Annotated in this window: 15 protein-coding genes and 1 pseudogene; 5 read left to right on the forward strand and 11 right to left on the reverse strand. The window is 71.1% G+C overall.

All coding sequences use genetic code 11. From position 1 onward, the window contains the following. Positions 1-69: 69 nt before the first annotated feature. A complete protein-coding gene (locus VR45_RS30305) occupies positions 70-1,305 on the reverse strand; it encodes an MFS transporter (RefSeq protein WP_045943067.1) in 1,236 nt (411 codons plus the stop codon). An 89-nt stretch (positions 1,306-1,394) separates the two neighbouring features. Between VR45_RS30305 and VR45_RS30310 the strand changes: the two genes are divergently transcribed. The 3 genes from VR45_RS30310 (at position 1,395) to VR45_RS44590 (ending at position 3,332) form a co-directional block, all read left to right on the forward strand. Continuing rightward, on the forward strand, positions 1,395-2,366 hold the full coding sequence (locus VR45_RS30310; RefSeq protein WP_045943068.1) for a DUF5937 family protein: 972 nt from the start codon (positions 1,395-1,397) through the stop codon (positions 2,364-2,366). Positions 2,367-2,811: 445 nt separating this feature from the next. Continuing rightward, positions 2,812-3,015, forward strand: a complete 204-nt coding sequence (locus tag VR45_RS42835; protein WP_052709490.1) for an HAD family hydrolase — start codon at positions 2,812-2,814, stop codon at positions 3,013-3,015. Next, a complete protein-coding gene (locus VR45_RS44590; protein ID WP_286163538.1) occupies positions 3,012-3,332 on the forward strand; it encodes an HAD hydrolase-like protein in 321 nt (106 codons plus the stop codon). The genes VR45_RS42835 and VR45_RS44590 overlap by 4 nt, the downstream gene beginning before the upstream one ends. Here the strand turns inward: VR45_RS44590 and VR45_RS30325 are convergent. Beyond that, positions 3,298-3,495 (reverse strand): DUF397 domain-containing protein, encoded by a 198-nt coding sequence (locus tag VR45_RS30325; RefSeq protein WP_045943070.1) that lies wholly within the window; start codon positions 3,493-3,495, stop codon positions 3,298-3,300. The genes VR45_RS44590 and VR45_RS30325 overlap by 35 nt on opposite strands. Positions 3,496-3,508: 13 nt before the next feature. Continuing rightward, the gene (locus tag VR45_RS30330; RefSeq protein ID WP_045943071.1) at positions 3,509-4,360 is read right to left on the reverse strand and encodes a helix-turn-helix transcriptional regulator; all 852 of its coding nucleotides are present in this window, start codon (positions 4,358-4,360) and stop codon (positions 3,509-3,511) included. Positions 4,361-4,549: 189 nt separating this feature from the next. Between VR45_RS30330 and VR45_RS30335 the strand changes: the two genes are divergently transcribed. Further along, entirely contained in the window at positions 4,550-4,876 is a 327-nt protein-coding gene (locus VR45_RS30335) for a hypothetical protein (RefSeq protein ID WP_045943072.1), read from the forward strand. 129 nt (positions 4,877-5,005) lie between these two features. Here VR45_RS30335 and VR45_RS30340 read toward each other — a convergent pair whose 3' ends face one another. Continuing rightward, a complete protein-coding gene (locus tag VR45_RS30340) occupies positions 5,006-5,989 on the reverse strand; it encodes a GNAT family N-acetyltransferase (protein WP_045943073.1) in 984 nt (327 codons plus the stop codon). A gap of 42 nt (positions 5,990-6,031) precedes the next feature. Next, a pseudogene (locus tag VR45_RS44595) lies at positions 6,032-6,157 on the reverse strand (IS256 family transposase); the annotation flags it as partial. A 319-nt stretch (positions 6,158-6,476) separates the two neighbouring features. Between VR45_RS44595 and VR45_RS30345 the strand changes: the two are divergent. Next, on the forward strand, positions 6,477-6,989 hold the full coding sequence (locus VR45_RS30345) for an SMI1/KNR4 family protein (RefSeq protein ID WP_286163539.1): 513 nt from the start codon (positions 6,477-6,479) through the stop codon (positions 6,987-6,989). 40 nt (positions 6,990-7,029) lie between these two features. Here the strand turns inward: VR45_RS30345 and VR45_RS50220 are convergent, their stop codons facing one another. From VR45_RS50220 to VR45_RS30370, 6 genes are all read right to left on the reverse strand, one after another. Continuing rightward, entirely contained in the window at positions 7,030-7,323 is a 294-nt protein-coding gene (locus VR45_RS50220; protein WP_286163537.1) for a transposase, read from the reverse strand. 44 nt (positions 7,324-7,367) lie between these two features. Next, entirely contained in the window at positions 7,368-7,565 is a 198-nt protein-coding gene (locus VR45_RS30350; RefSeq protein ID WP_045943075.1) for a DUF397 domain-containing protein, read from the reverse strand. Positions 7,566-7,757: 192 nt separating this feature from the next. Beyond that, entirely contained in the window at positions 7,758-8,444 is a 687-nt protein-coding gene (locus VR45_RS47325) for a hypothetical protein (RefSeq protein WP_159394405.1), read from the reverse strand. Beyond that, positions 8,444-10,429, reverse strand: a complete 1,986-nt coding sequence (locus VR45_RS30360; protein WP_052709492.1) for a hypothetical protein — start codon at positions 10,427-10,429, stop codon at positions 8,444-8,446. Before VR45_RS30360 ends, VR45_RS47325 begins: the two co-directional genes overlap by 1 nt. 272 nt (positions 10,430-10,701) lie before the next feature. Next, positions 10,702-11,241, reverse strand: coding sequence for a hypothetical protein (locus VR45_RS30365; protein ID WP_030393063.1), 540 nt, complete (start codon positions 11,239-11,241; stop codon positions 10,702-10,704). Between the two features lie 95 nt (positions 11,242-11,336). Beyond that, the coding region (locus VR45_RS30370; RefSeq protein WP_045943076.1) for a hypothetical protein at positions 11,337-12,497 on the reverse strand (1,161 nt) is incomplete at its 5' end.

Consider the following 12,497-nt stretch of genomic DNA (forward strand, 5'->3'; position numbering starts at 1 on the left):
ACGGAGGAATGTGACAGGTACTGCGCGAGGTGGTCGAACTCCCCCGCCTTACTGCAAGTAGACAGTCCGTCAGCGCATTCGCTCCAACTTCAGCAGTCCGGGCACCGCCAGCAGCGAGAGCAGCAGCAGGAAGAGCCAGGGCAGGGCGGCGCCGCGGCTGAGCAGCAGGGTGAGCAGGCCAGGGGCGGCCGCCTGGCCGAGGTTCCAGGAGAGTTGGTAGACGGCGAGGTAGCGGCCGCGCAGCGCCGGGTCGGCGAAGGTGACGCTGAGCTCCTCGCGGAACGGGGTGGCCATGGTCTCGGCGAGGTTGTAGACGAACATCGCGGCGTAGAGCCCGGTGACGACGGCCCAGCCGGGGGCGGTGGCGACGGCAGCGAAGAGCGCGAAGGCGAGGGCGTTGACGAGCGAGGCGGCGGCGATCACCCGGGTTGCGCGGAACCGCTCCAGCCGCCCGGCGACCACGCTGCCGGTGAGCACCACCTGCAGGCCGTTGAGCACCAGCAGCGTGGCAGCCACCCAGGCCTGGCGGTGCAGCCCCTCGGTGATGTAGACGGCGAGCAGCATGCTCAGGATCATCGAGCCGAAGACGAAAGTGAGGTTGACCGCGACCAGCAGCAGGTACCGGCGGTCGCGCAGCACCGTCAGGTAGCCGCCGGGTGCCGCGGCGGGCTCGGCAGCAGCAGGAGCGTCGGCAGCGGGGGCAGGCTCGGGCCGCCAGGTGGCGAGCAGCGCCGTCGCGACCACGTAGCTGGCCGCGTTGAGCATCACCAGCAGTCGCAGCCCGCCGGTACCGCCGTCGCCCACCAGGACGGCGCCGAGCGCCCCGCCCAGGCCCATCCCGGCGTTGCGCAGCGTCTGCACCAGCGCGAACCAGCGGGGCCGCTCCCCCTCGGCGGCGGCGAGCACCACCAAGCCGGTGCTGGAGGTCCAGTAGGCAACGTGGCCGATCTGGGCGAGCAGGCAGGCCAGCACGATCTGCCAGAGCTGCCCGGCGAGCAGGTAGCCGCCGAACGCGACCGCGGAGAGCGCGTTGCCGCCAGCTGCCACCACCCGGGCGCCGTACCGGTCGATCAGCGGGCCGACGCCGATCGCGGTGGGCAGGGCGAGCAGCCGTGCGGTGGTGACGGCGGCACCGATCGCGGCGATGCCCAGGCCCGTGCTGCGGGCGAAGTAGACCAGGGTGAAGGCGAGGATCAGCCCGGTCCCGAGGCTGTCGATCAGATGCGCGCCGACCAGGCGGTTGCGGCCGGCGGTGGTCGGCAGGCCGAGGCGGTCGCGGAGCGGGGGGAGTGTCGTGGTGGTCATGGCACGAGCATTGCTGGCATGATCGTCGTCGGAAACGGATTCGATCCTGGTCGAATCCTCAGCTGACCTGAACCCACCGGGGGCCCGCCGTGCTCGTCTGGGAGTTCTCCGCCCAGGACCTCGCCCGGACCAGGTTCGCCTGCTCGCCGCTTTCCGAGGTCGCCACCAGCGTCGAGGTGCTGAAGGAGCCGGGTCGACACGCCGTCCACCTGCCCTGGGTGCGGCAGGCCAGGCAGCGGCTGGCCGGGGTCGACTGGGCGCTGCTCTCCCAGCTGATCCGGCTGCCCACGGTGTACGTGCCGGACTTCCTCACCCCGGTCCCGGTCGACACCTCGCCGACCATCGAACAGGCGGTGGCCGCGCTGGCCGCCACCGAGCCGGCCGCGGTGCGCCGCGACCTCTCCCGGCTCTCCGGTGAACTCCCGCCGATGGTCGCCGAGTTGTACGCTGACCCGGGGGCCGGCTTGGCCCGGCTGGCGGGCGAGGTACTGGCGTACTGGACGGCGGCGATCGCCCCGCACTGGCCGCGCATCCAGCGCCTCACCGAGGGCGAGATCCTGCGCCGGGCCCGTCAGATGTCGACCGGCGGCCCGGCCGCGCTCTTCGCCGATCTGCACCCGCAGGTGAGCTGGGAGCGCGACACGCTGCGGATCGGCCACCGGGTGGACGTGCAGCGGCGGCTGGACGGCGAGCGCGGCCTGGTGCTGGCCCCCACCGTCTTCGCCTGGCCGGGCGTCTACTCCCAGCAGAACCCGCCCTGGCAGCCCGGCCTGGTCTACCCGCCGCGCGGGGTGGCCACGCTCTGGGAGAACTCCGGCGCCGCCGTCCCGGACGGCCTGGCCCGGGTGATTGGCCGCACCCGTGCCCGGCTGCTTGCCGAACTCGACTCCCCCGCCGCCACCACCGAACTCGCCGCCCGGCTGGACCTGTCGGCGGCCAACGTATCGCACCACCTCACCGCGCTGCGCGAGGCCGGCCTCACCGCCCGCCACCGTACCGGCCGCACGGTCCTGTACGCCCGGACCGAGGCTGCCGAACTCCTCCTGAAGGTCCGTCATTGACCTCGGCTCGTCGGGGTGATGTCGGGGCTCGGACCGGTGCCCGCCATGAAGCCGTCGAGGGTGTCGGGCCTACTGCACGCCGTCCATCAGAGCGAGAAGTCGCGCAACGGGCGACGCACGGGCACGGCCGGATCCGCTACAGCGAAAGCGCTGGCACGGGAGCAGATCTCCCCGATGATCACCAAATGACAGATGTGATCTTCTTCGACCTGGACGGCACCCTCGTCGACCACCGGAGCGCGGTGATGGAGACGATCGGACGCGTCGTCCGGGACGCGCCGGGCGCGACCGCTCCGGGGGAGGAGCTGGTGGCCCTGTGGTGGGCGCTGGAGGCCCGCCACATGCGGGAGTACCTGGCCGGGGAGTGCTCATTCGCCGAGCACCACCGCCGCCGGGTCCGCTCCTTCCTGCCGGCGCTCGGCGAGCCGGTTCCCGGGACGCCCGAGTGCTGGACGCGTGGGTCGCCGAGCGCTACCTCCGGCCGTTCGCGGAGTCCTGGCAGTGCTACCCCGACGTCCTCCCCTGCCTGGACGCCCTGCGCCGGCTTCCCCGAGGACCGCGACTGGCCGTCCTCACCAACGGGGACCCCGGCCAACAACGTGTCAAGGGCGCCCGGTTCGGCCTCCTGGAGCACTTCGAGGCGTACTGACCCCGACCGAACTCGGCACCGCCAAGCCCGTCGCCTACGCCGCCGCCTGCCGGCTGATGGGGACCGACCCGGCCCGGGCGGTCAACGTCGGCGACATGCTGGAGAGCGACGTGCACGCGGCCGACCGCGCCGGCCTCACCGGCATCTGGCTGGACCGCGGCAACGACTTCGTCACCGGCGGCCCGTCACCGACCCCGGCTGAACCGGTATTCCGGATCGAGCACCTCACCGACCTCCCCGGGCAGCTGACCGGTGACGCGCGCCGATGGAGGAATGTGGCAACTACAACGCGAGGTGGTCGAACTCCCCCGCCTTGACGCCGCATATGAAGGCTCGGAGCCTCTCGGCCGTCGTAGTGACGACGACGTCAGGCTCGTCACTCTCCCGGATCCTGATTCGCCCATCGACGGTCGCCGCGAGATATATGCAGTTCGCGGCGTCGCCACTGAATGAGGACTTCTGCCAGATGGGAGCAGCCATGGTCGTTCCTGTCTCAGATGCTTCGGGCGATTCGGCGGACCAGGTCGCGTGACGCACCCGGCTTGAGCGCGCTCACCTCCAGCCGGTCCATCACAGCTCGATACTTGACCAACTGTGGCTCGGTGTCGATGAACTCGGATCGATCCCCATCCACCTGCACACTGTCCAGTCGCGCAACCTCCGCGACGAAGTAGACGATCCCTGCGCCGGAGCTGGGATAGCTTCCGGTTCCGAACGGGATCACCCGCAGGTCGACGTGGGAGTGCTCGCTCATGGCCAGGAGGTGTTCAAACTGGCCACGAGCAACCTCCGGGCCACCGAAGCCGACCCGTAGGGCGGCCTCGTGGACGACGGCCGCGAGCGGGATCGGCTGTTCCTGGAAAAGCACCGCCTGCCGCTTGATGCGGTGCGAGACCAGGTGCTCGACTTCAGGTGGCGACAGGGGCGGGACCACATCCCGGAAGAGCGCACGAGCATGCTCCGTGGTCTGCAGAAGACCAGGGATGTGGATCGCCGATGCGATCCGCATCGACACCGCATGGTGTTCGAGTTCCGCCAGATCGAGCGCCCCGGCCGGGAGGATCTCGCGGTACTCCTCCCACCACCCACGCGTGCGACCACCGGTCATACCGGTGAGCGCTTCGACCAGAGCGTCGTCCGCGCAGCCGTAGAGCCGGGCGAGTGCCCGGACCCGGTCCGCACTCACCGGGTATCCCCCGGATTCGATGTTGCTGATGCGGGACTGCTGGGTGCCGTGCAGTTCCCCGGCGCGGGTGACCGACAGACCAGCCTGCTCGCGCAACCGGCGCAGCTCCGCACCGAGTCGCCGCTGCCGAATGCTCGGCGGGACCTTGCTGGGCGGCATCCGCTGCTCCCTTCCTTCGCTCACCACGGCCGAGCTCTGCTCACCCTTTGGAGTGACAGTGCCATGGATTCTCTCAAGGCGGTGGACTACATACCACCGACTGGCTACTTTTGATGATGCATCAGGGCTTTGAACTGCCGCTGGTGGTGGCAGCTCGGCATTCAACTCCCTCACAGGCAGGAGACTTCCATGCCCGCTGTGCCCTCGCAAAACTCCCTCCCCTCCTTCGACGAGGAGCTGTGCGGACTCGTGCTCGACACCGCGCCCAGGCAGTTCGCCGTGGTCCAGGTGTACGACGCCGGCGGCCAGGACGCCGACGGGTGGGTTGCGGCCTGGGGGTTCGCCGACGACAACGGGGTGACGCATCTCCTCGTCGTCGACGGGCGAACGCGGATGACGCTTGCTTCGCCCGAGCGGGCCCTCTGCCTGTTCGCGGGGCGACCGGGCCTCTCCGCCAGACTCGTCTGGCTCGCGCGACCCGGCGCCGCCGCGCTGGACCGGGCCGAAGCCGCTTGAGCGGGGATCGTTCATGGCTCCGGGACGCGAAACCGACGGAGTACGCCCGGCCGGGGTCACCGCACGGCGACCCCGGCCGAGGCATTGTCAAATCCTGTGGACTGACCCGACAGCCCAATGGCCGGTCGATCAAGCAAGCGGCTTGCGGTAACGGACGTACTCGTTCCGCCGCCGGAACCCCACACTCTCGTAAAGGTCGTAGGACCGGTGCGGATTCGCCGTGCCCGTGAACAGCCGAGCGGTCGTTGCACCCTGCTCACGAAGGCTCCGCAGCCCGTCCAGCAGCAGGACCCGGCCGATTCCGAGGCGTCGCTGGTCCGTCCGGACACTCAGCTCTTCCACCTCGCCCACGGTGCGGTCGTGACGGTGGATGGAGCAGAGGGCGACGCCGACCATGTCCTGCCCGTTCCAGGCAGCCCTCCAGCATGCCGGGTCGGCGGTGTCGACGAAGTCCTGGAAAGGCCATCTCTGGGTGAAACCGGTGTCCGCGTACGAATCGACGACCGTCCTCCAGGCTGCACGGTAGTGGCTTGTCCCGATCGGCCCTGTCCGTATCCCGGCCGGCAGCTCGCTGCCCGGCTCGGGCACATGCTGCAGATCGCCCAGCTCCAGCTCGACCAGGCTGAAGACACGTCGGTAGCCGGCTGCGCGCAGAAGTGCCGTGGCGTCCTGCTCGGAGGCCATGCCGTTCGCGCCGATCACTGCCGTCCGCGCCGTTCCATGCTGATTGACGAGCCGGCGGATCCGCTCTTCGGCCCAGCTCAGCATGGCTGAGCCGATGCCCTGGCCTCGATGCTCGGGCAAGAGGTGGCCGCGGTGCAGGTACAGCCACGTACCGTCCCGCTCCTGCCACCACCGGATCGTCGAGTAGCCGACGACGCTCCCGTCGAGCAGCACCAGGATCTGGTTCTTGGACGGCTCCTCCGACTTGGCAGAAGCCTCGGCGATCTCAGCCGCTGTCGGGGGCCCTTCCACTACCGATTGGACATCGACCCGGTCTCTTTCAACACACCCCAGCCGCACCGCGGCCATCGCGTCGTGGTCTTCGTCGCCGCGATACGGCCGGAAGCCGAAGCCGACCGGAAGGTCCTGTCCTGCCGTGCCGTCCAACATGACCGCATGTTCTCGAACTTCGAGGCAGGTCCGCCACTCTGTTCACGCCGCGGTCGTCTGCGGCCGTTCAACGAGCCGGCCGCGTTCGAAGCGGGCCCCGGCGCGGACGAGAGCAACGAGGTGGGGTGCATTCACGGCTCGCCGGCGGGCCTGGGCGGACTCGACGACCAGAAGTCGATCACTCGGGAAGGTACGCCTTTCGCGTTCAACCCGAGGCCGATCCACAGGTCATGAGCATTGCTCCCGCCGGGCACAGTGGGTTGTCTGTGAAAAGTCTCGGGCGGTCACTTCGCTGAGGGGCCGGTCCTGCGCTTCGGGCGGAAGGTGATTGTGGGAGGGATGGAACGCATGCTCGAAGTACCATCCCTGCAAGGTTCTCCGGCCGATACTTCCCAACCTCCGCAGTGGCGCAGTCGGACGGAGACATCCCTGTAGAGAGGACAGAGGGCAGAGGGCGATGAGTGTGACTGAGAGTTGGTCGCGTGTGATGAGTCTTCTTCGGGAGCACGCGCCGGCCGATCACGCGGATCTGCCGGGGCCCGCTACGGAGCAGATGCTCACGGCAGCCGAGGAACGGATGGGGATCTCCCTTCAAGGGGACCTGCGGACGTGGCTGTTGCAGAACAATCTGGATCTGCCGGAGGAAGACGTCGACGACGACGTGATGTGCTGCGGCTTCGACGGGTTCCCCGACGAGGGAAGCTTCTTGCTGGGCATCCGGGCGATGGAGAGGCTCTACGCGAATCACCCCTTGTCCGGTGGGAGCGAATGGCGCGAGGAGTGGATCCCGTTCCTGTCGGACCGGGACGGCTGGACGGGAAAGTTCATCGACGCGAGGGACGGACGTATCGGCAGATGGTTCGTGGGTGCGCCCACGGTCACCGGCGAGTACGCGTCACTGGCTCACTACTTCGACTCCGTGGCAGAGATGCTGACGAGGATCGGCGCGGGGGACTATCCGGTCTGTTCCGTTGCCGAAGGTCGACTTGTCTGGTCGTGAGACGGTTCCCAACTGGATGACGGCCATTGCCGAGCCGTCCTCACCTCGGAACGGCAATGAGATTCATCAGCGTTGACGTTCCAAGGTGAGGACGGCTGCGGCGATGACGGTCATCCGGTTGGGGCTGCAGCGGGCCCAGCGGACGACGGCCGTGACGTAGGCGTGGGCGGTCCCGACGGATATGCCGAAGCTCGGTCGACCACGCCCCGAACTCCATCGGCATCTCCCGCCACTGCCCGCCCGTCCGGAATCGCCAGATCACGCCCTCGAACTGCTGTCGCAGCCGCTCCGGGTACGGGCCGTAGTCGCCGATCGGCAAGTACGTCTCGATCAACGGGGCGAAGACGTCGCGACCGCAGGAACGGAGGACTGTGCCAACTACTGCGCGAGGTGGTCGAACTCCCCCGCCTTGACGCCCAGCAGAAGCGCCCGCAGCCGCCCCGGCGTGGTGGTGAGGACGGTGTCGGGCTCGTCGCTCTCCCGGAGCTTGACTGCGCCGTCGGGCGCAGCCGCAAGGTAGAGGCAGTTGGCGGCCTCAGTGCTGTAGCTGGACTTCTGCCAGTTGTACGCGGTCATGGTTCTTCCCGTCTCAAATGCTCTGGGCCACACGGCGGATGAGGTCGCGGGAAGCGCCAGGCTTGAGCGCACTCGCCTCCAAGCGATCCAGCACAGCTCGATACTTGATCAGCTGCGGCTCGGTGTCAATGAACTCGAATCTGTCCCCATCGACCTGGACGCTGTCCAAGCGCGCGGCCCGCCCGGCCGGGGTCACCGCGTGGCGACCCCGGCCGGACGAGGTGCCAGACCCGCGACCAGATCTCCCGCCGTCAGGCGCTCCAGGCTCTCCGGTGCGGCGTCGACCGGGCCCGGGTAGAGGCGGTACAGCGTTCCGGACAGCTTCTCCGGCGCGGGGACGTCTCCGTCAACGAGCGCGACGAACGCCCGCTGCCCGGACAGGAGTTGGGGAATAACCGGAGTGGGTCCCCGGTCCTCGTCGCGGAGCGCACGCAGGCGCGACGCGAACCCACCGACGCTCTCCCCCGCGCCGCGCCGCCAGCGCCGCAGTCCGCCGTCGAGCCCACGTACCACCACCTCGTCGGTGCACGCGGCCGCGCGGGCCACGGCGATGTCCCAGAGGGTGGCCCGGTTCTCCGGGGAGAAGTGCGCCAGCACGTCGCGGCTGAGGGCGCCCACCTCGGCCTGGTGCCGGTAGACGCTGTGGAAGCCGCCGTCCGCACCGGTGTTGAGGTCGGTCCAGGTGTAGCGGCGGTCGGCCAGGTCGACGATCATCGGCACGCACACCTTGGCGTCGCCGACAAGGTCCAGCCGCTGCCGGACGGCCCTGGGGTGGAAGTGCGGGCTCCCCGCCGACGTGGCGCCGCCCAGGTCCATGAACCCCGTGAAGGCATCGGTCAGTTGCTCGAAGGCGACGTCGTTGTAGCTGAACACGATCATCACCGCGTACCGCGATCCGCCCGCGACCAGCCGCGCGAGATCCAGGTCGACGAACTCCGTCGCCCCGTTCGGCGGCGGCGCGGACACGTAGTCGCCCGAGTGCACTGCGGCCCGGTCGCCGTGCACCAGGTTGGTGTAGTCGCACAGGCCGGTGAAGTTCCACCGCTCGTCGTAGAGCGCCACCGACAGGTCCAGGTCGACCCGCAGCTCCGCCGGCTGCATCCAGTGCAGGAACAGCCGCAGCCGCTCCCCCGCCGGCAGCCGCTGGCGACTGCCGCGCGGGACGCACACCAGGGTCTTGGCGGCGGCGCGCTCGGCGAACGGTGCGACCAGTTCGCCCAGCCCCTCGTCGAGCAGCGCCACCTCGTAGCGCTCGCCGTCGGCGCCGCTCCGGCGCAGCAGCTCCGCCTCGATCGACTCCACGACCGGGAGCGCGAGTCCGGCGGGCACCACGGTGCCGTGGTCCTCCCGGGGAAGTACAGCCGCCGCTCCCCCGCCGTCCGCGTGCCGCGCAGCGCGCCGTACGCGCCGAGCAGCGGCCCGGGGGCGACCCGGGTGAGCGCGGCGGCGACAGTGTTCAGCGCGGACGGGGAGAGCGGCGTCCCGGGGGCGGTGGTGGCGTGCACCCGCAGGACGTGGTGCAGCCTGCGGACCAGTTCGCCCGGCCGTCCGGCCAGCGCCCGCAGGGCGCCCTCGGTGTCCCCGGCGGCGAGCAGGGCCTCGACCCGCGCGGCGAATCCGGTGAACCCCAGCCGGGTGTGTTCGCCGGCGCTCACCACGCGCAGCGGCCCGGCCGGTGGTTCGGCGTGTTCCCGCCCCACCTCGTGGGTGCGCAGGTCCGTCCCCCGCAGCACCACGAACGCCGTGGTGACGTTGGGGATCCGCCGCCGGTGCTCGTACGGGTGCAGCAGTTCGCCCGCGCGCAGCCAGGCCGACCGGTGGCGGCGCAGGTCTTCGACAAGTGCCGTCGGGTCCAGCCCCTCCATGATGTCGAGCAGGCCCCGGCGCACCGGCCGGGGCAGGCCCTTCAGCCGCAGCCGGCGGGCGGTCGCGGGCAGCAGGTCGGGCTCGGCGCCGGACCACGCCCAGAGCAGCCGAAGCACATCGGTCGCGGTGTCGATCCGCTCGGCGAGGAACGGCAGCGCGTCCGCTCCGCCGCGGCGGAGCAGGGCGGCGAGGACGGTGGCCTTGGTCTCCCGGAGCGGGATCTGTGCGGGCAGCCGCTCCGGCAGGTCCTGCGGTGCGTGGGCGAGCAGCGCGGTCAGGTCGTCGCGGTCCTGCGGGGAGAGCGGGGTGCGGCGGGCGAGCAGCCGGTCGAACTCGCCCATCGCGGCGGTGACCTGGTCGGCCGTGATCAGTCGCAGCGGACGGAGGGCCCGCTCGCCGCCGAACTCCTCGGCGGCCTTCCGGCCGATCCGGTTGTCCTCGGAGAGGTAGGTGCCCGCGCCCAGCGGCGTCCCGCAGGTCGGGCACCACTCGCCCCGCCCCTCCGCCGTCAGCCCGTCGAGGCAGCCGGCGCAGAGCAGGTGCGCGCACGGCGCGAGCGCGCCGATCCCGGCCTCGGCGCCGCGCCGGCCGCAGTGGGCGCAGGGCTGCCGGGGCTGGTTGAGCAGGAACGCCCGGATCTGCCGGGTGAAGAACAGCTGCGCGTGGTCGGGCACGGCGTCGGGGAAGCGGCGGAACAGCGGCACGTGTTCCCGGTCCGCGCCGAGCAGGTGGTCGATCCGGGCGAGCAGGCCGTCCCCGGTCTCAGCCAGCCGAGACGGCGACAACCTGGCCAGTGCCGAGCGCAATTCACTGGTGAGCAGGTACCCGCGCCGCGCCAGATCGGCGTCCAGCGCCACCAGGCCGCGGGTGCTCCACGGGTCGGCACCGGGGAGGAGGTCGCCGGGGGCGACAGCGACGGCGCCGCGCCGGCGGAGGAGGAAGGAACCGAGATCGAGGTCGACATCGCTGTCGAAGGGAGCCGTGATGGCTCGGGGCATGCGGAAGGACCCCCACGAACGTGGAACGGAAAACGTGGAACAGAAGCTGAAGAGGCGGGCGGAGAGGGGGCGCACTACAGGTTTCGGAAGGAAGGAGAAGGAAGCACGCCGCGGAGCCGCCCGCAGGATGAAGGTAGCGGAGTCCCTCCGCGGGGCGCCACCGATTAATTCCGCTCAATTCCGCTTCGGTTCCGCGCCACCGGAACCCACCGACCGGAACCCACCGACCGGAGGCCGGGGGGCGGGGGCGGGAGGACCGGCCCGACGGGCGGTCAGTGGTCGTCGGTGACCGCCAGGGCGTCGGCGATCAGGCGGGTGGCGAAGTCCTGGTCGTCGCCGACGATCCGGTTGATGTGCTCGGCGAGGAGGACGGAGGTGGCCTCCAGCGGGTTCATCTCGGCGCCGGTCCAGTCGCCGTACTGGGCGCGCCACAGGTTGGGGCTCAGGCCGGTGCCGGCGGCGATCAGGAGGCCGGCCATGGTGGGGATGACCTCGGGGCGGAAGGTGTTGGGCATCATCCGCATCGTGGCCACCAGGGTGGGCACCACGTGCTCGACCACCTCCTTGTCGTGCCGTTCGCAGACCGCCCGCAGCCAGTCCATGTACATGTAGATGAGCGTGCACACGCCTTCGAGCAGGGCGTCGGCCTCCGCGGGGCCCAGGGAGGCGGCGAACTGGTCGACCATCCGCTGCTGTTCGGGGTCGGTGCCGGTCCGGCCGTCGTAGATGGCCTTGAGCCGGGAGTCGATCACCATGAGCGCGGTGCTCACATCACCGACGGGTGCGTTGGCGGGGTCACAGGGCGATGACACAGGATTCCTCCTCGGACGGACGCAGTGAGTAGCGTCGCATGTTCGCAGGGTGGCGCGTCGAGGAAAAGCGGAATCCGAGCCCGCCCGATGTCCGGTCAGCGGACGGTGACCCTGAGGTTGGCGAGCAGGGCGGTGCCGTCGGCGGAGGTGGCGAGGACGCGGCCCGAGCGGTGCCAGTAGGTGACGGCGCCGGCGTGGCGGCGCACCCCGATCCGGCCGCCGGACGCGTTCGGCACCAGGACGGTGACCTCGGGCGCGGAGCACGGGCCGGTCCCGGCGTACGCGCGCAGGCCGGTGCCGTCGGGGGTCGGCACGGTGAGCGCCCAGTGGTCCCCGTCGGCGGCCGGGCCGATCATCGCCCTTCCGTCCACGGTCAGTTCGGTGTCCGGGAGGCTGGAGGTCCAGCGCAGGACGGTCCGGTCGTCGGAGCTCATGCCACCGTCGGCGTCCAGCAGTCCGGCGGGCACCGGCTCGACGCTGAGCAGGCCGCCGGCGGCGAGCGCGACCGGGTCGGGGGCGGCCCCCAGGCCGGTGCCGAACCGCAGGCCCGTGCCGAACTGCAGGCCCGTCAGGGCGTCGTCCACCCGCAGGCGGGCCCGCAGCTCCCAGCCAGGCAGGTCCCAGCGCCACACCTCGGTGAGCGGCGAGCGGGCGGTCGACGGGCTGCGGACGAGCGCCGCGCAGCCGCCCGCGGTGCGGGTGATGCCGCCCAGCAGCCATTCCTCGCCGCCGAGTTCGCGCCAGACGGCGACCGGGCGCGGGGCCGTGGTGTCGAGGACGACGATGCCGCCGTCCGCCGCGGCGATCAGCCGGTGGCCGTCGTAGGAGGGGGCCAACCGCCGGGCCCGCAGGGTGGTCCAGGGCCGGACGGTGCGGGTGGCGAGGTCGAGGTGGGCGAGCCCGAGCAGGTCGGGACCGTGGTCGGTCACCAGCAGCGCGCCGCCGCCGTGGTCGGCGAGGACCAGTCGGTCGGCGGGGGTGTCCCAGTGGGCCCGGGTGCGGCCGTCGGGGCCGAGCAGCCGGGCGCCCGCCTGGCCGCAGGCCACCAGCAGCGAGCCGGAGGCGAGCAGTACCGCGTCCAGGACCGGCAGGGTGCCCGGCCGTTCGACCGCCGTGTACACGGGGGCGGCGCCGGCGCGCCGGGGCAGCGGCCGAGGGCGGGGCAGGTCGGCGGCGGTCAACGGGTCGGCGCGGCCGAGCAGTCGGTCGAACAGGCTGTGCTCGGCCACGCCGCCGGGGCCGCCGAACTCGCCGCC

It is taken from the genome of Streptomyces sp. NRRL S-495 (assembly GCF_000966955.1).
Lineage (GTDB): Bacteria > Actinomycetota > Actinomycetes > Streptomycetales > Streptomycetaceae > Kitasatospora > Kitasatospora purpeofusca.